At 46.7% G+C, this 22,237-nt stretch carries 25 protein-coding genes; 20 read left to right on the plus strand and 5 right to left on the minus strand.

The annotated features are described in order from the left end of the window. The first annotated feature begins 62 nt into the window (after positions 1-62). The 5 genes from acgM to FGQ85_RS12750 all read left to right on the plus strand — a co-directional run bounded on the left by acgM (position 63) and on the right by FGQ85_RS12750 (position 5,223). The gene (gene acgM, locus FGQ85_RS12730; RefSeq protein ID WP_087168994.1) at positions 63-1,100 is read left to right on the plus strand and encodes a radical SAM/SPASM domain protein, ACGX system; all 1,038 of its coding nucleotides are present in this window, start codon (positions 63-65) and stop codon (positions 1,098-1,100) included. Positions 1,101-1,203: 103 nt separating this feature from the next. Next, positions 1,204-2,100 carry a zinc-binding dehydrogenase gene (locus FGQ85_RS12735; protein ID WP_243128556.1) on the plus strand — a complete coding sequence of 299 codons (897 nt, stop codon included), beginning with the start codon at positions 1,204-1,206 and terminating at the stop codon, positions 2,098-2,100. Further along, a complete protein-coding gene (locus tag FGQ85_RS12740; RefSeq protein ID WP_087168995.1) occupies positions 2,079-2,699 on the plus strand; it encodes a 4Fe-4S binding protein in 621 nt (206 codons plus the stop codon). The genes FGQ85_RS12735 and FGQ85_RS12740 overlap by 22 nt, the downstream gene beginning before the upstream one ends. A 10-nt stretch (positions 2,700-2,709) precedes the next feature. Beyond that, positions 2,710-3,630 carry a Sir2 silent information regulator family NAD-dependent deacetylase gene (locus tag FGQ85_RS12745; RefSeq protein ID WP_171027963.1) on the plus strand — a complete coding sequence of 307 codons (921 nt, stop codon included), beginning with the start codon at positions 2,710-2,712 and terminating at the stop codon, positions 3,628-3,630. 135 nt (positions 3,631-3,765) lie between these two features. Next, positions 3,766-5,223, plus strand: coding sequence for an ATP-binding protein (locus tag FGQ85_RS12750; protein WP_138373615.1), 1,458 nt, complete (start codon positions 3,766-3,768; stop codon positions 5,221-5,223). 137 nt (positions 5,224-5,360) lie between these two features. Here FGQ85_RS12750 and FGQ85_RS12755 read toward each other — a convergent pair whose 3' ends face one another. From FGQ85_RS12755 to FGQ85_RS12770, 4 genes are all read right to left on the minus strand, one after another. Beyond that, complete coding sequence (locus tag FGQ85_RS12755) at positions 5,361-5,870, minus strand: nitroreductase family protein (RefSeq protein WP_138373616.1); 510 nt, start codon at positions 5,868-5,870, stop codon at positions 5,361-5,363. An 82-nt stretch (positions 5,871-5,952) separates the two neighbouring features. Then, the gene (locus FGQ85_RS12760) at positions 5,953-6,618 is read right to left on the minus strand and encodes a hypothetical protein (RefSeq protein ID WP_138373617.1); all 666 of its coding nucleotides are present in this window, start codon (positions 6,616-6,618) and stop codon (positions 5,953-5,955) included. Continuing rightward, positions 6,611-6,952: a PadR family transcriptional regulator gene (locus FGQ85_RS12765; protein WP_138373618.1), complete on the minus strand. Its 342-nt coding sequence runs from the start codon at positions 6,950-6,952 to the stop codon at positions 6,611-6,613. Before FGQ85_RS12765 ends, FGQ85_RS12760 begins: the two co-directional genes overlap by 8 nt. Positions 6,953-7,130: 178 nt before the next feature. After that, positions 7,131-8,156: a substrate-binding domain-containing protein gene (locus FGQ85_RS12770; protein WP_138373619.1), complete on the minus strand. Its 1,026-nt coding sequence runs from the start codon at positions 8,154-8,156 to the stop codon at positions 7,131-7,133. 22 nt (positions 8,157-8,178) lie between these two features. Here FGQ85_RS12770 and FGQ85_RS12775 point away from each other — a divergent pair, with 22 nt between their 5' ends. The 6 genes from FGQ85_RS12775 to FGQ85_RS12800 are packed head-to-tail and all read left to right on the plus strand — an operon-like array spanning position 8,179 to position 13,798. Beyond that, positions 8,179-8,592 carry a hypothetical protein gene (locus tag FGQ85_RS12775; protein WP_243128557.1) on the plus strand — a complete coding sequence of 138 codons (414 nt, stop codon included), beginning with the start codon at positions 8,179-8,181 and terminating at the stop codon, positions 8,590-8,592. Between the two features lie 3 nt (positions 8,593-8,595). Next, positions 8,596-9,495, plus strand: coding sequence for a sugar ABC transporter permease (locus FGQ85_RS12780; protein WP_087169001.1), 900 nt, complete (start codon positions 8,596-8,598; stop codon positions 9,493-9,495). Beyond that, positions 9,467-10,318 carry a carbohydrate ABC transporter permease gene (locus FGQ85_RS12785; protein ID WP_087169002.1) on the plus strand — a complete coding sequence of 284 codons (852 nt, stop codon included), beginning with the start codon at positions 9,467-9,469 and terminating at the stop codon, positions 10,316-10,318. Before FGQ85_RS12780 ends, FGQ85_RS12785 begins: the two co-directional genes overlap by 29 nt. Before the next feature lie 4 nt (positions 10,319-10,322). Beyond that, the gene (ugpC, locus tag FGQ85_RS12790) at positions 10,323-11,423 is read left to right on the plus strand and encodes a sn-glycerol-3-phosphate ABC transporter ATP-binding protein UgpC (protein WP_138373620.1); all 1,101 of its coding nucleotides are present in this window, start codon (positions 10,323-10,325) and stop codon (positions 11,421-11,423) included. Positions 11,424-11,463: 40 nt separating this feature from the next. Next, positions 11,464-12,813, plus strand: a complete 1,350-nt coding sequence (locus tag FGQ85_RS12795; RefSeq protein ID WP_138373621.1) for a glycoside hydrolase family 32 protein — start codon at positions 11,464-11,466, stop codon at positions 12,811-12,813. A gap of 28 nt (positions 12,814-12,841) precedes the next feature. Beyond that, positions 12,842-13,798: a carbohydrate kinase gene (locus tag FGQ85_RS12800; protein WP_138373622.1), complete on the plus strand. Its 957-nt coding sequence runs from the start codon at positions 12,842-12,844 to the stop codon at positions 13,796-13,798. Positions 13,799-13,892: 94 nt separating this feature from the next. On the opposite strand, the gene FGQ85_RS12805 is transcribed toward FGQ85_RS12800, so the two are convergent. Next, positions 13,893-14,666 carry a protein-ADP-ribose hydrolase gene (locus tag FGQ85_RS12805; protein ID WP_138373623.1) on the minus strand — a complete coding sequence of 258 codons (774 nt, stop codon included), beginning with the start codon at positions 14,664-14,666 and terminating at the stop codon, positions 13,893-13,895. Between the two features lie 155 nt (positions 14,667-14,821). On the opposite strand from FGQ85_RS12805, the gene FGQ85_RS12810 reads away from it, so the two are divergent. The 9 genes from FGQ85_RS12810 (at position 14,822) to FGQ85_RS12845 (ending at position 22,173) form a co-directional block, all read left to right on the plus strand. Continuing rightward, complete coding sequence (locus FGQ85_RS12810; RefSeq protein ID WP_138373624.1) at positions 14,822-15,742, plus strand: AraC family transcriptional regulator; 921 nt, start codon at positions 14,822-14,824, stop codon at positions 15,740-15,742. An 80-nt stretch (positions 15,743-15,822) separates the two neighbouring features. Continuing rightward, on the plus strand, positions 15,823-16,419 hold the full coding sequence (locus FGQ85_RS12815; protein ID WP_138373634.1) for an HDOD domain-containing protein: 597 nt from the start codon (positions 15,823-15,825) through the stop codon (positions 16,417-16,419). A gap of 17 nt (positions 16,420-16,436) precedes the next feature. Further along, positions 16,437-16,952: an HAD family hydrolase gene (locus tag FGQ85_RS19025; RefSeq protein ID WP_279233661.1), complete on the plus strand. Its 516-nt coding sequence runs from the start codon at positions 16,437-16,439 to the stop codon at positions 16,950-16,952. 8 nt (positions 16,953-16,960) lie between these two features. Then, positions 16,961-17,242, plus strand: coding sequence for an HAD hydrolase family protein (locus FGQ85_RS19030; protein WP_347563099.1), 282 nt, complete (start codon positions 16,961-16,963; stop codon positions 17,240-17,242). A 119-nt stretch (positions 17,243-17,361) separates the two neighbouring features. Further along, the gene (locus tag FGQ85_RS12825) at positions 17,362-18,264 is read left to right on the plus strand and encodes a LysR family transcriptional regulator (RefSeq protein ID WP_138373625.1); all 903 of its coding nucleotides are present in this window, start codon (positions 17,362-17,364) and stop codon (positions 18,262-18,264) included. Between the two features lie 140 nt (positions 18,265-18,404). Further along, positions 18,405-19,409 carry an iron chelate uptake ABC transporter family permease subunit gene (locus FGQ85_RS12830; protein WP_279233662.1) on the plus strand — a complete coding sequence of 335 codons (1,005 nt, stop codon included), beginning with the start codon at positions 18,405-18,407 and terminating at the stop codon, positions 19,407-19,409. Then, on the plus strand, positions 19,406-20,383 hold the full coding sequence (locus FGQ85_RS12835; RefSeq protein WP_138373627.1) for an iron chelate uptake ABC transporter family permease subunit: 978 nt from the start codon (positions 19,406-19,408) through the stop codon (positions 20,381-20,383). The genes FGQ85_RS12830 and FGQ85_RS12835 overlap by 4 nt, the downstream gene beginning before the upstream one ends. A gap of 3 nt (positions 20,384-20,386) precedes the next feature. After that, positions 20,387-21,139: an ATP-binding cassette domain-containing protein gene (locus FGQ85_RS12840; protein WP_138373628.1), complete on the plus strand. Its 753-nt coding sequence runs from the start codon at positions 20,387-20,389 to the stop codon at positions 21,137-21,139. Between the two features lie 32 nt (positions 21,140-21,171). Next, positions 21,172-22,173, plus strand: a complete 1,002-nt coding sequence (locus tag FGQ85_RS12845) for an ABC transporter substrate-binding protein (RefSeq protein WP_243128559.1) — start codon at positions 21,172-21,174, stop codon at positions 22,171-22,173. Positions 22,174-22,237: the final 64 nt, after the last annotated feature.

The raw sequence follows: 22,237 nt of genomic DNA on the forward strand, positions 1-22,237 counted from the left end.
CAAGAGGCCGATTGACATAGAAAGATCACAGCGGGATGATAGGAAGAGGAAGGAGCAAGGAAATGAAACAGTATTTTTCTTTTCAGTGGCATATCACAGATGAGTGCGATCAGAGATGTAAGCACTGCTATATTTTTTCAGAGGATAACTGCAAAAAACTGGACCAGATGACATGGAAGCAGATGAAGGAAACTTTTTATAACTGTCTGGATTTCTGTAAGGTGTATCACCGCCTGCCATATTTTTATATTACCGGAGGAGACCCGATTCTTCATCCGGATTTCTGGAAACTGTTGGGCCTGATGAAGGAGAACGGGATTCCATTTACCATTCTGGGAAATCCGTTTCATTTAAATGATGAGAACTGCCGGAAGATGAAGGAATATGGCTGTGAGAAATATCAGCTTTCCCTGGACGGAATGAGAGAAACGCACGACTGGTTCCGTAAACCGGGAAGCTTTGATATTACACTGGAAAAGATTAACTGTATCAAAAAGGCAGGGATACGCGCGGTCATTATGACAACGGTGTCCGGCACGAATATCGACGAAATCCCGGACATTATCGATACGGTTGCAGTACATGGAGCAGATGTCTTTGCGTTTGCAAGATACTGCCCGACCAGCGAGGAGAAAGATGTGGGAATTGAGCCGATGCGCTATCGGAAACTTCTGGAAGACTGCGACCGGAAATTCAAAGAGTACGAGGCAGCGGGATGCCAGACGTATTTTAACAAGAAGGACCACCTCTGGACACTGTATGAATATGAAACAGGAGAATTTCAGATTCCGAAGGCAGCAGAAGAAGGCATGATTTACGGCGGATGCAACTGTGGAAACTGCCACCTGACGATTCTTCCGACCGGAGATATTTATGCGTGCCGCAGAGTCCAGAACAGCAAAGTCGGAAATGTTTTTACGGACCGGATTGCAGACGTCTGGATCTGTCAGATGGAGCAGTACCGGGACTATACGAAATTTGAAAAATGTGCAAAGTGTGAGCTTCTGGCATGGTGCCGCGGATGCCCGGCTGTCGCAAGCGGACAGGATGGAAATTTCTATGCCGCGGATCCGCAGTGTTGGAAGGAGGTATCAGCATGATACCGGAAAGGATGAAAGCAGTTGTTTTAAGTGAGCCGACCAGGGCGGAAGCGGTCTGTCTGACAGAGGTTCCGGTGCGGAAGTCCGGCCAGGCTGGGTGCTTGTGAAGATTCATGCGTTCGGGATGAATCATTCGGAGCAGATTTTAAGACAGAGCGAAATTCGTGCGGATTACATCAAAAAGCCGGTGATTCCGGGGATCGAGTGCGTCGGAGAAATTGTCGATCCTTCGGACAGCCGGTTCCAAACCGGGCAGAAAGTTGCGGCGCTGATGGGAGGCATGGGGAGAAGTTTTGACGGCAGTTATGCGGAATATGTCCTGCTGCCTTCGCATCATGTCTTTGCAGTTTCTTCGGATCTTCCGTGGGAGGAACTGGCGGCAGTACCGGAGACGTATTTTACCGCCTGGGGTTCCCTTTTTGAGGGGCTGAATCTGAAGCCGGAAGATACGCTTTTGGTACGCGGTGCCACCTGTGCCCTTGGCTATGCGGCCATTCAGATCGCAAAAGCCCTCGGTTGTCAGGTAATTGCAACGACACATAAGAAAGAAAAATTAAAACTGCTGCAGGATGCAGATCTTGCCGTGCTGGATATCGGGAAACTTTCCGATGCGATCCCAAAAGCCTCCAAAGCACTGGAACTGGTCGGGCCGAAAACTCTTTCGGATACACTGCGCTGTGTACAAAAAGGCGGCATTGTCTGTGATACCGGGATTCTGGGCGGAACCGGCGTATGGAATGGATTTGATCCGATCAAGGGAATTCCAAACGGAGTATATCTGACAGGCTTTTACAGTAACCAGCCGGATCAGACAGTCATGCAGGAAATCCTGGACTTCTTTGATATTCACCGGATCCGTCCCTGCATTGGAAACATCTATCCGTTTTCTGAAATCCGGGAGGCGTGCATGGCAATGGAACAAGGGAAAGTCAATGGAAAAATTGTGGTGACAATATCAGAAAGAAAAGGAGAAGAGATATGGATGCAAAGACGTGCTTAAAGAAACTGGAATATGTCGGTGTGCTGGCATTTGCTACCGTGGACGCACAGGGGAATCCGCAGGTGAGAAATATCAGCGCCGTCCATTATGAGCCGGATGCTCTGTATTTCTTTACCGCCAGAGGGAAAGATTTTTGCAGGGAGCTTCTGGAAGACGGAAGGGTGCAGATCCTGGGCTATACACGATATAAAGAAATGATCCGGCTGTCGGCACAGGCAAAGCCGGTTTCTCAGGAGGAACAGCAAAAGTGGATCGATACGATTTTCCGGGAGCAGCCGTATCTGGAAAACGTCTACCCGGGAAATACAAGAGAAATTGGAATCGTGTTTGAAATCCGGGACGCTCAGATCGAATATTTCCATCTGGGTGTACATCCGATTTTCCGGGAAACCTATGTCATTGGAAATGGCAGGGAGAAAGAAAAGGGATACCGGATTACAGATTCGTGCATCGGGTGCGGCATCTGCGCTTCGGTCTGCCCGCAGGGATGTATTACACCGGGAGATGCAGGAACACCGTATCACATCAGTCCGGAACACTGTCTGCATTGTGGAAACTGCTCTGAGCACTGTCCGGTATCGGCAATAGAACGAGTATGAGGTGAGAAAGATGTTATCAAGATTGTGGTCGAAAAAACCGGGAGAGTCCGGGGAAATGAATATAGAGAAACTGAAAAAAGCGTTGAATGAGGCGGAGAGTGTGCTTATCGGCGCGGGCTCCGGCCTCTCCACTTCTGCGGGATTTGTCTACACCGGAGAACGTTTCCGGAACTATTTTTCTGATTTTGAGAAACGCTATGGATTTCATGATATGTATTCCGGCGGATTTTACCCATATGATACGCTGGAGGAACACTGGGCATACTGGAGCCGCTATATCTGGATCAACCGCTATATGGATGCACCGAAACCGGTCTATGACGAACTGCTCGATCTGGTGAAAGACAAAGACTATTTTGTCCTGACTACCAACGTAGATCACTGTTTTCAGAAGGCAGGATTTGAGAAACACCGCCTTTTCTACACCCAGGGGGATTATGGGCTGTTCCAGTGCAGTAAGCCGTGCCATCCGAAAAATTATGAAAATGAAGAAGTGGTTCGGCAAATGGTACAGGCACAGGGATTTGAGATTGCAGAGAATGGAGAACTGATTCTGACGGATGGAACAGTGCCAAAACGGCAGATCCCGTCGGAACTTGTCCCTTACTGTCCGAAATGCGGGAAACCGATGGCAATGAATCTGCGCGCAGACGATACCTTTGTGGAAGATGAAGGATGGCACCGGGCAGCAGAACGGTATGCGGATTTCCTGCGCAGACACCAGAATGGAAAGATCCTGTTTCTGGAGCTTGGAGTCGGATTTAACACTCCGGGAATCATCAAGTACCCATTCTGGCAGAAAACAAATCAAAACCCGAAAGCAGTATATGCCTGTGTAAACTACGGGGAGGCTGCGGCACCGGAACCGATTGCGGAGCGGTCGGTCTGCGTGGATGGGGATATTGGGGAGGTGTTGAAAAAATTAAAGTAAAATCGTGGACTATTTCCATAGTATGATTTGCAATTTGCTAAAACTATTGCTATAATATACTTTGTAAACGGAAAAGAAAAATGAATTGTATAGTAGTTGAATTCCAACGGAATAATAATATTATGGAGGTGTATTATGGCAATTGTAAGTGATGAACAGGTTATAAAAGTATTGCAACAGTATAATCCGTGGTGGCGTACACCTTCTGCTATAAAGGAAGAAAGTAAGCCTCAAAAGAGGCTGGCATATTATGAAGCTCTGAAAACGCTCACACATAAGAGCATCCGGAGGTTTGCCGTTTTGTCTGGTATGAGGCGTGTAGGTAAGACGACAATTTTATATCAGATTATTGAGCATCTGATTGATGAGGGAGTCAATCCTAAAAACATTTTGTACGCTACTTTTGATAATCCGATTCTGAAACTTGTCAATGTGGAAAATGTGCTGTCCATTTATGAATCTATGTATCCTATCGAAGGCATAAGGTATATTTTCTTTGACGAAGTGCAGTATACTGAAAATTGGGAACTTTGGATGAAGGTGATTTATGATAGCAGAAAGGATATTCGCCTGATTGCCACAGGATCTGCCAGTCCTATTTTAGAAAAGGGTTCTGCAGACAGCGGTACAGGTCGATGGAGTGTTCTCAAAATACCGACCATGTCATTTTATGAGTATTGCAGGTTACTTGATCTGGACTTGCCTCTTCTGCCGGAGGATTTACGTCTATCAGAGCTTCCAGGCTATGGTTTGGCACAACTTGGTGATTTGATGAATAAATTTATTCCGCTGCAAAATCATTTTAACCGTTATCTTATGATTGGAGGCTTTCCGGAGCTGGTATTATCGGACGATGATGCCTATGCCCAAAGGATGCTGCGAGAAGATGTGGTTGATAAAGTTATTAAGCGCGATGTACTGTCGCTATTTAATATACGAAGTCCTTTACTGATGGAAAAGCTGTTTCTCTACCTGTGTATGAATTCTACGGAGATTTTTAATGCAACTACCGCAGCCAAGGAATTGGAGAATATCTCGATCACAACAATTGATAGTTATATCAAGGCATTGGAAATGTCCAATCTCATTTATCTGGCAAAGCCGATGAATGTGGGAAGCAAAGGTTCGCTAAAAGGGAAACCGAAAATATTTGTCGCTGATGCGGCTATCCGTAATGCTGTGCTGATGATTGACGATGTACTTTCGGATGAAAAGGAACTTGGTGCAATGGTGGAAACAACTGTTTACAAGCATATGGTTTCCTTCTATCAGGGCAGTCCGGCACAACTGGGATATTTCAGAAAGGCAAAGGATAATAAGAAAGAGGTTGATGTGGTAGTGGAACTTCCTCGCCAGAAGATTCTCTGTGAAGTAAAATATCGTAATCAATCCCACATTGCGGAGACAGATGCCATTGTAGAGTTGTGTAAGGACGAAAAATCCAAAGTAACAAACGCCTTTTTAATCACAAAACGCCTGGACGATTTTGGTATTACCAGGCACGAAACAATGGTACCGATTTTGCGTGTACCGGCCATTGCATTTCTCTATATCTTAGGCAAGACGGAAGCAGAGGGAAAGAATGGAATGTGACTATTTTGCCTTTGAACAAATATTTTTTGAATAGACAATATAAAAGCCACTTTGTATTTCCCTAAAAAGGAGGGGAGGAACAGAAGGCTTCCAAAAGAGAAGCTTTCTGTCCCTCCCCTCCTTTTAGAGTAAAGTTTTTACCGGATATACGTCACGCGGTCCGGATCGAATCCCCCTCTTGCCGCAGGTGTTTCATCTGCAACGCCGACTGCCACGATTGCAACAGGTATGCTTGTAGTATTCAAGATTTCCTGGATTTTTTCCACCCGGTCCATGGTTGGATAGCAGCCGCACCAGCAGGTGCCGTATCCGAGATCTTTTGCCTGAAGGAGAAGATTTTCAATGGCTGCGCCGCAGTCCTGCGGCCAGTAAGGTCCACATTTACCTTCCTGGAGATCCGGCTGTCCACAGACAACGATGGCAGCGGAGGCGGTGGTAAGCATACTGGTGTATGGATGAGCTTCCTGAAGTCTGGCCATTGTATCACGGTTGGTAATGACGAAAAATTCCCACGGCCTTGTGTTGCATGCGCTTGGCGCCATCATGGCAGCTTCCAGCATCTTCTCAAAATCCTCCTGCGGGATTGTAACCTGTTCTTTATATTTGCGGATACTTCTTCTTTCACGGATTACGTCTGAACAATTCATACTAAATGCTCCTTTCCTCTAAAGACAATTTCTGAACAATTTGATTACGTTTATTATAACGCCGGGCGGGCCGGGAAGCAAACTAGTCCGTATACGCAGCCAGCAGTTTGTGTACGCCAAAGCAGATCACAAATCCTGCAATGTAGACGGCGATGTGCACGTTAAGGATGGTATTCCGAAACAGAATTGCCGGTGCCATGCAGACCAGGACGGCAAAGAACAGGATCAGGATGAAACGGAAACGGCTTTTCCGGCGAGCCTGTTCGGATTCATCTTCAAGAGAAGTCTTGCAAATATACTGTACAATCGCGTAAGAGACGACGAGGATGATCAAGGTTGCGGAAATCGTTCCCGAGGAGACCGGAACGTGGATCATGCTGCCGCCGTTTTGTACGCTGTCAAGAAGTCCGGTGACCATCCAGAGCGGCATCAGAATCGCAAGACCAAGAAACAGAATGTCGGCATGATATGCGATCGTCTGTAAAGGCGTGCGAGGCGGAAGTTCTGCTACAATGCCTTTGCAGAATTCTTTGTAGTCCTCTCCGAGAACTTCGGAAGCAGAAGCCCCTCTTGCAGCTCCCTCCAGCAGCATCCGGGTAATGTCCAGACGAACAAGTTCTACCTGATATTCGCTGATCGGAAAGGATTTCAGATAGACGACAATATCGGTCAGGATCTGTCTTGTCTCTTCCGGAAGCTGCTTTTCATAATGATTATTTTGTTGTTGTAACGCTTTTCTTTTATTCATGATCATTCCCTCCCTTCACATCGGCAAGCAGGGCGGCGACGGCAGAGGATAATTCCCGGTAGCTTGTCAGAAAAGACTGAAACTCCGCCTCCCCGTCTTCCGTCAGTGAATAGTACTTGCGCTTCGGACCTACGTCGGACTGACGGTAAGTGGCACGGATCATTCCATTTTTCTCCAGCCGCAGGAGAATCGGATAGATGGTTCCTTCCGTAATCTTTCCGAAGCCGTACTGTCCAAGTGCCTCTGAGATTTCATATCCATATGTTTCTCTTTTTCGGATGATGCCAAGGATACAGCCCTCCAGTGTTCCTTTCAACATCTGCGTCGAGATCATAATTATCACATCCTATTTTGTAATACCAAATAGCTTGAGTATATGGTAATACAAAATACCGGATGTGTCAATAGAAACAGGAGTAAATGAGAGAAAATGAGGGAAAGAAGAAAGAAAAAACCGGATACGGCAAGCATCTCCGGTATCCGGTTTCGGAAAAAGTGTCAGGTGAGTAGTGTTATACTGTTGTTTCGCGCCTGATCAATATCGGCGGAATGATCTTATGCACCGGTTCTTTTAACGGTTCCGGCCGTCTTTTCTTACGTTCTGCCATCTGTGCGGACAAAATGTTCATTGCTTCATTGGCGATGACAGAGATCTGCTGGCCGACTGTACTCATAGGAATGACGGCCTCTCTGGAAATCGGAGAATCGTCAAAGCCGATGATCTGATATGTTTCCGGAAGTTTCCCGTATTTTTGAAAGAGAATATTCAGGAGCACATTTGCGTGGGTATCATTAGGCATAAATACCCCTTTCTTCCTGCCGGGATATTTACTTTCAAGCTGATCCACAAGGCCGGAAATCCGTTCTTTGTTTTCTTCAAATGTATTGCCAAGATGCGTAAGAATGAGTTCATAAGGCAGGGAGTTTTCTTTACATGTATCAACAAAACCTCTGATTCGGCCAGAAGCAGGGATCGTGTCCGGAAGATCACTGTTTACATGGATCAGGATATCGCAGTCACTCTTTCTGAGCAGACTTGCGGCCTGTACACCTCCCATATAATTATCTGTATTCACACTGGAGATATACTGGTCTTCCCGCTCAATCCCAACAACAGGGATATTGTAGGAAGCAAGTTCCTGTGAAGGAATCGTTCCGCTTAGAGTAATGAGCCCTTCAATATTGTAAGCGAGGAGCTCTTTTATATATGCCCGCTCTACGTTTGCTTTGTCATTGCCCGCAAATACGAGAAATTTATACTTGTATTTTTCGTATGTAGCCAGGATCTGATTAAGCATCTCTGAATAATAATGCAGGTACAGATTTGGTATGATAATGCCGACGAATTCCGTTTTTCCGCTTGCCAGTATCCTTCCAACCTTATTTTCTTTATAATCTAGTGCTACAAGAGCATCTGCGATCTTCTGCTGATTTTCTAACGTAAGGGAATCCGGATTATTGAAATAGCGGGAGATCGTTGTTTTGGAAAAGCCGGTATAGGATGCAATATCGGCAAAAGTGACCTTCTTTGTTTTCATGTAGTAATCCCTTCCTCTCTTCATGATAAAAATAAATGACAACTGGGACGGCGGAACTTATACGCCGACAGGTTCCTGGGCATTTGCAGCATCATCGGAGACGGAGGAGATTGAAGGAGCGACCGAGCTTGTCAAATGGATGAGCGGCGTGGACAGCGGGATCCGGATCTGGGAGATGGCGAAAAGCTTTCCGTCCACCTACGGGGCATTCGAGAGCATCGATGTTTTCCAGACGGACGAAAACTACAGCGCACTATATGAACAGCTGAGTACTTATGGCCACCCGCGGCCAAAGACGCCGGTATACCCGCAGGTGAGCACCTCTTTTCAGGAAGTGCTTGAAAGTGTGGCACTTGGCGGAAAAGACGCCTCGTCCGAACTTGACAAGGCGGTGGAACGAATTGATGCGAAACTGGAACGTTATACGAGGAAATAAACAATGAAAAAGAAAAATTCAATTATGGGAATGGCGTTTTTCGGACCTGCACTTGTACTGCTCACGTTGTTTTTGTTCCTGCCGATGCTTCTGACTTTCGGATTCAGCTTCACAGACTACTTTGCGCTGAACCCTGAGCTGACACATTTTGTAGGGCTGGAAAACTATATTAATATTTTTAAAGACGAATTGTTTGTACAGTCATTTTTGAATACTGTAAAATTTGTAGTTATCATCGTACCTCTTCAGTGCGGCGGAGCGCTGCTGCTTGCTCTTGCGATCAACAAAGCCGCGCACTGTAAGAAATATTTTAAAGTTGCGTTTTTTGTACCTGTTGTAATGTCTCTGGCTGTTGTATCTACTTTATGGATGCAGATTTACAGCCCGGAAGGGATACTGAACACACTGCTTGCGAATTTCGGAATTGACACGCAGCCGTTTATCCACAGTGCAGACCAGGCGCTTCCGTCTATTGCCATCATGAGTGTGTGGCAGGGTGTAGGATATCAGATGATCATCTTCCTTGGCGGTCTGCAGAATATTAATCCGGCACTCTATGAGGCGGCGGAGATGGATCATGCAAGTGCATGGCAGAAGTTCAAAGATATTACGCTTCCGGAACTGAAACCTCTTTGTATCTTCGTGTTCATCACGGTTACAATCGGCGCGTTCCGTATGCTGGTTCAGCCGATGGTTATGACCGGAGGAGGTCCGGATCATTCGACCTACACGATCGTCTACGATATTTACGAGACAGGTACTGTGAACTGGGAAATGGGTCTTGCGTCTACGATGGCAGTTGTATTTACCGTATTTGTCGTAGTGCTGACGATTATTCAAAATGTATTGACTAAGGACAAGGAGGAGAGAAAGCATGTTAACAAAAAAGCAAAAGCGAATTAACTGGATCCTGGTAGCAGTACTGCTGATCCTGTCAATCTTCTTTCTGTTTCCTGTCATATGGATGCTGGCGAACTCCTTTAAGCCGGATGCGGCAATCACCGCTGACATGAATTCGGTTGCGGCATTTATCCCTCCGGCACCTGACGGAAATTTCTTTGAAAACTATGTTTCCATTATCACCGATACGAGCTTTTTGAGATATATGGCGAATACGCTCTTTTATGCGGCAATTCTCATTCTTTTAAGTATTGTGGTAAATGGACTTGCAGGATATGCGCTGGCAAAAATCAAGTTTCCATTCCGTGACCAGTGGCTTATGATTATCATTATGCTGCTGATTGTGCCGACAGAGACAGTCATCACCATTCACTTTCTGATTATTGCAAAGGCAGGGCTGCTGAATACAATTGTAGGATATATTCTTCCGCTGATTGTGAATCCTTTTAATATCTTTCTGTTCCGTCAGGTGTTCGTAAGTCTGCCGGACGATGTGTATGAGGCGGCACAGCTTGACTTCTGCGGACCGGTAAAATACTTTTTCACCATGGTTCTGCCGATGTCAAAGACAGTTGTGGCAACAGTCAGCGTATTCACATTCCTGAATGTATGGAATGATTACCTCTGGCCATCACTGGTATTTACATCCAGTGATCTGCTGACGGCTCAGATCGGCCTGAACTCAATCACATCGAACGAAAACACAACGATGGGACAGACACTTGCAGTTATCACTCTTGTTACGATTCCGGTTATTATTATCTACTCTCTGTTCTCAAAACAGATCGTGGAAGGCGTAACATCAACAGGTTCAAAGGAAGGATAAGAAGATGAGTTTTATAGAATTTAAAAATATTTGCAAAATGTATCCTGGATCAGATAAAAATACAGTAGAAAATTTCAACCTTGATATTGAAGAAAAAGAGTTCATTGCTTTTGTAGGTCCGTCCGGCTGCGGAAAATCCACAACATTACGTATGATTGCCGGATTCGAGGAGATCACCGGAGGAGAACTCTATATTGACGGGAAAAAAGTGAATGAAGTGGCGCCGAGAGACAGAGGTATTGCCATGGTATTCCAGAACTACGCACTGTATCCGCATATGACGGTGGAGAAGAACATCGGATACGGATTGAAGAATATGAAGATGCCGGAGGACCAGATTAAGAAAAAGGTCGACTGGGCGATTGATATCCTTGGACTGGAAGAATACCGCTATCGTAAACCGAAAAATCTGTCCGGAGGACAGCGGCAGAGAGTTGCTCTCGGGCGTGCGATTGTAAAAAATCAGAAAGTGTTCCTCATGGATGAACCGCTCTCAAATCTGGACGCGAAACTTCGCGTCAGCATGAGGACGGAGATCAGCAAGCTCCACAGAGAACTGGGGGCAACCACAATATATGTTACGCATGACCAGGTGGAAGCAATGACCATGGCAGACCGGATTGTTATTATGAAGGACGGAATTATCCAGCAGGTTGGAAAGCCTATGGAACTTTATGATCATCCGAAGAATCAGTTTGTCGCCGGATTCATCGGCTCCCCTCAGATGAACTTCTTTGATGTCACTGTTTCCGGAAATACGGTGAAATTCGCCGATGGAAATACAATCACTTTATCAGAGGGAATGGCAAAAAAACTGGGTGGACACCAGGGTGAAATGGTACTTGGAATCCGCGGTGAGGATATCAAGATGGATGCCCAGAATATGGATCTTCACAGTGACAACCGGCAGTATGCGGTCATCACGGATACGGAAGTGATGGGGAATGAAAACAACCTGTACTTCAACTTCGGCGGAACACAGGCAGTGGCGAGAGTATCGAAATATGAAATCAGTCAGATCGGGGACCGGATTGATTTCGTGTTCATGCCGTCAAAGATGCATTTCTTTGACAAGGAGACGGGAATCAACTATACGGAAATGTGATCCCCGGTCAAACAAAGATAAGATAGACATGGAGGAAGCTATGAAAAGACAGCGATTGCACTTGAAAGCGCCGGATAACTGGATCAACGATCCGAACGGCTTCATATACTACAAAGGATATTATCACCTGTTTTATCAGTATTTCCCGTATGAACTACGCTGGGGAACCATGCACTGGGGCCATGCAGTGAGCAGGGATCTGGTAACATGGGAACATCGGGGAGTGGCACTTTATCCATCTACCCACGAAGACAGGAACGGATGCTTTTCCGGAAGTGCTATAGAGGAAGACGGAAAACTGTATCTTGTTTATACCGGCGTACGCTACGAGGTTGTGAATCCGGAAGATCCACATACGTGTCTGGATGAACAGTTCGAATCTGCCCAGCTTATGATTACTTCCGAGGACGGATTCCACTTCGACAATGAAGAGGGAAAAACAGTCATCATTCCTCCGCTTACAGATAAAAAGATCGGCGACCGGACACATACGAGAGATCCCAAAATCTGGAGGGGAAAAGACAGATGGTATCTGATTATTGGAAGCACGGTGGAAGAAAAGTATGGAGAAGTGCTTTTTTACGAGAGCGAGGATCTGCATACATGGACCTATGTGAATAAAGCATGGAAAGGCCCGGATTATGGATGGATGTGGGAATGTCCGGATTTCTTTGAAACAGAAGGGGGCGGCGTACTGATGGTTTCCCCGATGGGACTGCTGAAAAACGGAGAAAAAGAGAAAAATCAGTCAGTATGCTTCCCGGTGGAATTTACGGAGAGTACCTGCCGGATGGAGATACCGGATCAGTACCAGTTTACAGACTATGGAATGGATTTGTATGCCCCTCAGACCACACGTGACTCGGAGGGCAGGAGAGTGATGGAAGGCTGGATCCGGATGCCGAAACCGGCGGAAGAAGGCTGGATTGGGATGTTCTGCCTGCCGCGAATTGTAGAGAGAAAGGGAAATCATATTTATTTCCGAATACATCCGAATGTGAGGGCGGCATATTCTAAAGAAATCACAGATATTTCTTGTGCTTCAGAAGACGGATACATGGCGGTATTTGATCTGGAGGACGGGGAGCAGGCAGATATCGGCGGTTTCCTTATCAAAAGAAAAGGAAACCGGATTCAAACGGACCGGACGGCAGTATATCCGTCCTTTGAGGGAGCGCATCTGCTATCCGAGACACCGGAACTGACAGATGGATGTCGGATTGAGGTACTGGCAGATAAGAATCTGATTGAAGTTTATATCAATGACGGAGAGTATGTGATCAGTAATGCAGTGTATGGAATCGGCGATTTTATTAAGGTAAACATTGAAAAAACAGTACATCTGTATACACTGAAGGAACATGATGAAAGAACACGGGGAGAGGAGTAAGGCGGACTTTGGTTCTGCTGCAGGGACTATGAAAAAATATGATGTGACAGCACTGGGAGAACTGCTGATTGATTTTACAGAAAACGGGGTCAGCGGTCAAGGCAATCCCTTGTTCGAGGCAAATCCCGGAGGAGCACCCTGTAATGTCCTTGCCATGCTTTCAAAGCTTGGACGAAATACAGCTTTTATCGGGAAAGTCGGGAAAGACGTTTTTGGAGAACGGTTGAAGACCGCTTTGGAAGAAGCGGGAATCGATGCTCAGTATCTTCGTATGGATGAAAAGATCCATACGACCCTTGCTCTTGTGCATACCTTTCCGGGTGGGGACAGGGAGTTTTCCTTCTATCGGAATCCAGGCGCAGACATGATGCTTACAGAAGAGGAGATTCCGGAAGAACTGATCCGGGATTTCAGAATATTTCATTTTGGAAGTCTTTCCATGACCCATGAAAAGGTAAGGAACGCTACCAGAAAAGCAGTACAGATCGCAGAACAAGCTGGATGCATGATCTCCTTCGATCCAAACCTGCGGGCACCCCTCTGGGACGATCTGAATGAGGCAAGAGAGCAGATACAATGGGGATTGAAACACTGCCATATTTTGAAGATCTCAGATAATGAAATTATCTGGCTGACCGGGAAAAAGGACTACACAGAAGGTGTGGAGTGGCTGAACAACAGATACCGGATTCCGCTTGTACTTGTATCTATGGGAAAAGCAGGAAGCAGAGCTTACTATAAGGGGAATATGATAGAGGTACCTCCGATTCTCCGGGAGGACACGATAGAGACAACCGGAGCCGGGGATACATTCTGTGGATGTATACTGAATGGGATTCTGGAAAAGGGGCTGGAACAACTTACAGACGAATATTTGAAAGAAATGCTGATGTTTGCCAACAGCGCAGCTTCGGTGATCACAACAAGAAGAGGTGCATTGCGCGTGATGCCGTCAAGAGAAGAAATCGAGGGAAATTTTAGTTAATATTGACAGAGCTCGTAAAGTCCTGGTTTTAGAAGGCTTTACGGGCTTTGTTTTTTGTCCGGCAGTGTCAAAATTCGTTTTTCAAGAAAAGGCGTTATGCAAGAAGTCTTGTATAAATGTCCCGATCCAGATCTTTGAATACATTGAAGATCACGTTCTTCACACTGGTATCTTTTGCGAGAAATTCCCGGACGGTTTGGACGGCAATCTCAGCCGCCTTGTCATTCGGAAAATGAAATTCTCCTGTGGAGATGCAGCAGAAAGCAACGCTGTGTAACCCGTGGCCTGCGGCAAGTTCCAGACAGGATTGATAGCAGTCCGCAAGTTGATGGCAGTGTGTCTCGGTCAGGCGACCCGATACGATGGGACCGACGGTATGAAGGATGTACCGGCACGGAAGATTAAAGGCCGGTGTCAGCTTAGCCGTCCCGGTCGGCTCCGGATACCCCTGTTTTTCCATGATGGTGCCGCAGAGCAGGCGCAGTTGTATGCCGCTGAATGTATGAATGCAGTTGTCGATGCAGCGGTGGTTCGGGACGTAGCAGCCGGTCATGCCGCTGTTTGCTGCATTGACGATGGCATCGCATTTCAGCGTCGTAATATCGCCCTGCCAAAGATAAATGCCGTCTGAGACAGGAGTCAGATCCGTAAGATCAGTGATTCCCTTTTTCCGGGTCTCTTCCTGAAGATAGGCATCCTGAACGTTCAGAAATTCTTCGCTGATTTCGCGCGGCGGCCGGACATTCAAAAGGGCACGCAGAAGCATCTTCTGGTTTTCTTCTCCGGATGGAATCTGCATGGTCCGGTAAGACGGTTCCTCTTTTAACAAGGTTTCAATCAGGTATTGTCTTCGTTCGTTCTGGTTCATGAATTCTTACTTCCTTTGTTTATGATTAATAGATGTAATCGTTTTGCTTACAAGGGAAAGTGTAGCAGAGAGCAGATGTAATGTCAATAGTTACAATAAAATACATGAAGAATTTCTTTAAAATATGGTACACTGAAAGAAGGAGGAAACACACAATGAAGATTACGCGAGGCCTTCAGTTTTATACGGGAAGCAGGGAAGAGAAAATAGAAGGATTCACAGAGGAATTCCCTTATATTGCGTCAAGGGCGGAATTAAACGCTTATCAGGAATCCTTTGTGCCATGGCACTGGCATAAGGCGGTGGAACTGTTTTATATAGAAAGCGGGACGCTGACTTACCATACACCCGGAGGGGTGAAAGAATTTCCGGCCGGATCGGGCGGGATGGTGAATTCCAATGTGCTGCATATGACGAAATTTCAGAAAGAGGGCAGAGAGAACGTGCAGCTTCTTCACATTTTTGATCCAGTTTTGATTGCGGGAAATTACAGCAGCCGGATCGGGGAAAAATATGTGACACCGCTGATGTCGTCTTCAGAACTGGAACTGATTGCCCTTTCGCCTGAAAATTCGGAGCAGCAAAAGATTCTTCACATGATCCGGCAGGCGTTTCAGATCCCGGAAGAAGAAAGCGGGTATGAGCTGCAGATCCGCGAAGCCCTGTCTGAAATCTGGCTGGAACTTTTCCGGCAGAATCAGCAGGTACTGCGGAAACAAAAAAGTACGGGACCGGCAGACCGGTCGAAAGAGCAGATCAAACAGATGATGAGCTATATTCAGGAAAATTATGCAGAAAAACTGACTGTTTCCGGAATCGCGGCTGCGGCGTTTATCAGCGAAAGGGAATGTTACCGGATTTTCCGGAAATGTTTACAGATGACGCCAACAGAATATCTGACGGGCTTCCGGATTCAGACGGCGTGCCGGATGCTGGAGGAAGGCAGGAAGTCCATCACGGAAATTGCTCTGGACTGCGGAATGGGAAGCGGCAGTTACTTTGGCAAGGTCTTTCGGAAGTATCAAGGAGTTTCACCTCTTGCATACAGAGACCAATGGCGGGATTTTACCAAATAGTGACAGAAAAAGGATATCATTCAAGGATACTGTGGCGCTATCATAATAGTATATGATACGAAACAGAGAGGGATGGGATGATGGAACTGAATGTAAAAACAGCGGAAAAGGAACTGGAACGTGCAGAGAAATTAAATCCGGGAGACTGGGTGGCACATTCCCGGTTTGTTGCTCAGGCATGTAGAAATATAGCAGCCTGCTGTCCCGGATTATCACCGGACGAGGCATACTGTTTTGGACTTTTGCATGATATTGGACGGTATGCGGGGAGAAGCTCGGAGAAACACCTGATTGACGGTTACCGCTACTGTATGGAACGAGGCTGGGAAAAGGCGGCGCAGATCTGCATTTCCCATGCATTTATGATTCAGGATATCCAGACGTCAATCGGTGTTTTCGACGTATCGGAAGAGGACTACCGGTTCATGGAGCAGTTTATTCAGCACGCTGTCTACGATGATTACGACAGACTGGTACAACTGTGCGATGCACTTGCACTTCCGACAGGATTCTGCCTTCTGGAGAAGCGGTTCGTGGACGTGGCAATCCGGTACGGGACAAAACCCGCTACCGTACCGCGGTGGAAGAAAACACTGGAAATCAAGGAGATGTTTGAACGAAAAATCGGCGGATCGATTTATGACCTTCTCCCGGGAGTTGTTGAAAACAGTTTTTAGCAGGAGGGAAAAGTAAGATGCAGCAGGAAATCAAACTGGTGGCAGTAGATATCGATGGAACATTTATGCGTTCCGATTATACGTATGATACGGAACGTTTTGAACGGATTCTTCACAGGATGCATCAGAACGGATGCCATTTTGTGGTGGCAAGCGGAAATCAGTATTATCAGCTGAGAGATCTGTTCCCGGGACAAGAAAAGGAAATTTCCTTTGTGGCCGAAAACGGCGCCTACATAACGGATCACGGGCAGCTTGTCTTTGCGGCAGACATGCCGAGGGAAACGGTGAATCTGGTGTTTGACGTCTGCGAAAGGTACCCCGAAATTCAGAATGTCTTATGCGGCGTGGAAAGCGCATACTGCCAGAGAGGAGCAGTCAGCCAGGAGTTTTTTGATGCGACCCGTCAGTTTTATCACCGCCTGAAATGGGTGGATGATCTGAGAACCGTGGACGACCAGATCCTGAAATTTGCACCGACAGTTCCATTGGAAAAACGTATTTTTATTATGATCTTTTACGAAAAAAACTGAAAGGGAAGATAGAGCCCCTTACAAGCGGACATGGTTCCATCGATCTGATTCTGCCGGACTTTCATAAAGCGGCGGGCATTCACAGACTGGCGCAGCGATGGGGAATTATGCCGGAGCAATGCATGGCCTTCGGAGACGGCGGAAATGATCTGGAAATGCTGAAATACTGCGGGTACAGCTATGCAATGGCAAATGCCATGCCGGAGGCAAAGAAAGCGGCAAAAGCGGTCTGCCCTTCCAACGAGGAAGACGGAGTCCTTGTCACGCTGGATGAGTATTTTGGAAAATAGTGCGGCTGGAACAGCAGCGCTTCTGTCCGGAAGCGCTGCTCAATTCATGTAGAAATAATTCTTGCGATCCGGGTTTGTTTCAGATATAGTTAGTTAAGACAAACTAAAAGGAGAACAAGATGGAAATCAAACAGTTAGAATATTTTGTAGCAGCCAGTGAAAAGGGAAGCTTTAATAAGGCGGCAGAGTGTCTGTATACATCGCAGCCCAATGTAAGTAAAGTCATTTTAAGTCTGGAAAAAGAACTGGGGCGGGAGCTTTTTGTGAGAAACAGTAAGGGGATACAGCTGACGTCTTTTGGGGAAATGATCAAAGAGTACGCCCAGAATATCCTGAAAAATGCCCAGCTGATTCACAGTACTGTATCCGTCAATCCGGGAGCAAAGCTGAAAATTTCCACATTTCCAAGCAATCTGCTTGCAGGGATTCTGGTCAGCTTTTATGAGGAAACAAAGGAAAACTATACGATTGAACATCTTCAGGGGACGGCGGAAGAAATCACGGATAATGTCAAATCCGGTCTCTCCGAGCTGGGTGTTGTCTTTATTGCACAGAACCAGCTGGCGGCGTTTCAGCATATCCTCACCCACAAAAAGCTGGAGTTCCATCCGCTGGCCACAAGAGAACTGTGCCTTTACGTGGGAAAGAACAACCCATTGTACGAGCGCAGCGAAGTCCGCTTTTCGGAACTTCCCAAGCTGCGGTTTGTCAGTGGAGCCAGGGATTATTTCTCAATGGAACATCATCTGGAGACAATAAGCCTTGGGATCATCAGCCGGGAAATGCTCAACAATGTCATCTGTACCAACAGCGAGTATGCCCTGATCCATGCACTCAGTGCGACCGATCTCTGCGGGATGGGCGTGAAGTTTCTTACAAACCAGTATGAAGGACACGGAATCAAAACACTGACAGTCAAAGACTGTGAACCATTTCTTACGGTTGGCTATGTCACGTCAGAACAGCATATCTTGAGTAGTCCATGCGTTGAATTTATAGAAAAATTAAGAGAGAAGCTATAACTGAAGAAGCAGAAAACCCATTCCAAATCGATATTAGTTAGTTAAAACTAATCCGTGTTATAATCGGTTTCGTCAACAAACCAAGGAAGGGGGATTCAGCTATTAAAGGAAGAAAACTAACAATCATTCTTGCGGCGCTTTTGATTGTCCTGTCTTTTATGTCGCTGTTTGTAGGCGTCATGGACATGGATCTGCGTCAGCTTTTGACAGGAGATGCAAAGCAGTGGGAAATCTTTCTGGTATCCAGGATGCCAAGACTGCTTGCAATCCTGTGTACGGGAATCGGCATGAGCACCGCAGGACTGATTATGCAGCAGTTATGCATGAATAAATTTGTTTCGCCGACAACGGGAGCAACCATATCTTCGGCTCAGTTCGGGATTCTTCTGGCACTTTTGTTTATGCCAAAATCCACACTATGGGGAAGGGCGCTGTTTGCTTTTGCGGCGGCGATTCTGGGAACGTGGATTTTCGTATGGTTTATCCAGAAAATCCAGTTTAAAGATGTGGTGATGGTGCCGCTTGTCGGAATCATGTTCGGAAACGTAATCGGGGGAATCACCAATTATCTTGCCTACAAATATGAAATGACACAGGCATTATCGTCCTGGCTGGTAGGACATTTTTCCCTTGTGATGAGGGGGCGGTACGAGATTGTATATCTGGTTGTGCCGCTGGTGGTGCTTGCGTTTCTCTTTGCAAGCCATTTCAACATTGTGGGAATGGGAAAGGATTTTTCCAGAAATCTCGGGGTGCCGTACAATTTTGTCCTTTTCATGGGACTTACCATTGCGGCGATGATCACAGCATCCGTTGTTGTGGTCGTGGGATCCATCTCCTATATCGGCCTGATTGTGCCAAATATCGTCGCCATGTTTAAAGGTGACAAGATCCGCGGAACCCTTGTGGATACAGCCCTGTTTGGAGCGCTCTTTGTTCTGGTATGCGACATGATCGGAAGAATTGTGATTGCTCCGTATGAGCTGCCGATTGAACTGGTCATCGGCATCCTCGGAAGTCTTCTTTTTATCGGGCTTTTGCTCTACCGGTTAAAGCACGGAAGAAAAGCGGTAACATTCCGGACGGGCGGTGCAGCCGGATGTGCGGAACGTGTGCCCGGACTGGACGGAGGTGACAGAGCATGAGGACGAAAGCATACTATCGGAACATACAGAAACTGGTGATGATGGCCCTGCTCGCGGCAGCGGCAGCAGCGGCATACATGCTGGTGGAAGTCAATTTTGACAATGAGAGGCTCTTTTTCTATGCCCTGAAACTGCGGACGCCAAAGCTGATTGTCATGATTATCACTGCCTTCGCCATCGGAGGCGCCTCCCTGGTGTTCCAGTCGGTGATCAACAATACTATCGTCACTCCATGTCTGCTTGGGATGAATTCCCTTTATACCCTGATTCATACAGCAGTGGTATTTTTCGCGGGATCCACAAGCGTTCTTGCAAATAATGCAAATGCATCGTTTGCGGTGGATCTCGTCATCATGGGGATTACGGCAACGGTGATCTACGGATGGCTTTTCAAAAAGACAAACTATAATGTCCTGTATGTACTGCTGATCGGGACGGTGTTGACCTCGTTTTTCTCCAGCATCCAGTCGACACTTACAAGAGTGATGGATCCGAATGAATATGACAACCTGCTGAGCACGCTTGTGGCAAGTTTCAGCAATGTCAACTCGGAAATTATTGTGTTTTCCGTGGTGGTTCTCGGAGCCCTGATTTTTGTTCTGAGAAAAGATCTGGCACTTCTGGACGTCATCACTCTCGGAAGGCAGCAGGCGGTGAATCTGGGCGTGGATTATGACCGGACGATCCGCAGGCTTCTGCTTGGAGTTACGATCTGTATCGCAGTGGCAACAGCGATGGTGGGACCGATCTCATTTCTGGGACTGATCATTGCCAACCTGTCAAGGCAGCTCCTGCAGACATTCCGGCATGGACAGCTGATCCTCGGCAGTGCCCTGTTTGGAACGATCGTACTGGTTGCAGGACAGCTGATTGTGGAACACGTTTTTACCTACTCGATTCCGGTCAGCGTGTTTATTACAGTGGGCGGCGGTATCTATTTCCTGTATCTGCTGCTGACAAGACGGAGGGTTTGAGAAATGAATATACAAGAACTGACGAAAACATACGATGGGAAAACAGTGGTGGATTCAGTCTCGTTTGAAATCCCGAAAGGGAAGGTCCTGTCGCTGATCGGTCCAAACGGGGCCGGAAAATCGACGGTCATGGGCATGATTTCGCGTCTGATTGCGCGGGATGAAGGAATGGTGGATTTTCACGGAAAAGATATTGGAAAATGGAAGAGCAGGGAGCTCTCCAAAAAGCTGGCGATTCTGACCCAGAGCAACCAGATCCAGATGAAGCTGACGGTGCAGGAGCTGGTCGCCTTCGGACGCTTCCCGTATTCCGGAAACCGGATTACAAAAGAGGACCAGGAAATCGTCGATCAGGCCATTGCCTACATGGAACTGGAGGAGATGAGAGACCGGTTCATTGACGAACTCTCAGGAGGACAGCGCCAGAGGGCGATGATCGCCATGGTTATTGCCCAGGACACAGACTATGTGCTGCTGGATGAACCGACCAACAACCTGGATATCTACCACGCCGCCAATATGATGAAGATCGTGCGCAGGCTCTGCGATGAACTGGGAAAGACGGTGGTACTTGTACTGCACGAAATCAATTATGCGGCATTTTATTCGGATTATATCTGCGCCTTTGTGGACGGCAGAATCGCTAAATTCGGAACCGTGGAGGAAGTTATGACAAAGGAAAATCTGGCGGAGATCTATCAGGTGGATTTTGAAATCCAGATGGTCAAAGGAAGACCGCTGGCAATTTACTATTAAATGATTTCTATATGAAAAAGGAGAACAGGATTATGAAAAGAAAACTCATTACATTGATTTTAGCCTGCACAATGGCTTTCTCACTTGCCGCGTGCGGTTCAAAAGAAGCAGAAAATACATCAGGGAAAGCACAGACAGCGGGAAATGAAGAAACTTCAGAACCGGAGACCGTGACGATTACAAGCCTGGACGGAAATGGAGAAGAGACTCAGGTCGAAGTACCGTACCGTCCGGAACGGGCCGCCCTCCTCGACATGGCCAGTCTTGACATCATCGACAGCATTGGAGAAGGAGACTGCGTAGTTGGAAGCGCAACCACTTCCCTCGATTATCTGCAGGACTATGTGACGAACGAGAATATAAAAAATCTGGGAACCATCAAAGAAGCCGATCTGGAAGCAGTCATGGAAAGCGAACCGGACGTGATTTTCATCGGGGGACGGCTTTCCGCTTCCTATGATGCGCTGAGTGAAATCGCGCCGGTGGTCTATCTTTCCACAGACAGCGAAAAGGGTGTTGTAGAAAGTGTACGCAGCAATGCGGAAACCATCGCTGCAATCTTTGGAAAAGAAGATAAAGTAGAAGAATTGATGACCGGATTTGACAAGCGCATCCAGACGCTGGCCGAATTTGCGGAAAACAAAACTGCTATTATCGGAATGTGCACAAGCGGCGGCTTCAACATTCTCGGAAACGACGGAAGATGCTCCCTGATCGGAAATGAGATCGGGTTTGAAAACATCGGAGTAGATTCGAATGTGGATACCTCCACCCACGGAAATGAAGCATCTTTCGAATTCGTAGTGGAACGTAATCCGGAATACATCTTTGTCATGGACCGTGACGCCGCAATTAACACAGAGGGCGCGCAACTTGCACAGGAGATTGTGGAAAATGAGCTTGTGAAGGGAACGGACGCATACAAAAACGGACATATCGTGTACCTGGAACACCCGGCAGTATGGTATACGGCAGAGGGCGGAATTAATGCACTGGATATCATGCTGCAGGATCTGGAAGGGGCACTGCTGTAACAATAAAAATAGCATTTCGAAAAAAGCCTGATTCTTGGAAAATAGAATCGGGCTTTTTTCATGT

Origin of the sequence: Pseudoflavonifractor sp. BSD2780061688st1 E11, assembly GCF_005844125.1 — a bacterium.
GTDB lineage: Bacteria > Bacillota > Clostridia > Lachnospirales > Lachnospiraceae > Sellimonas > Sellimonas catena.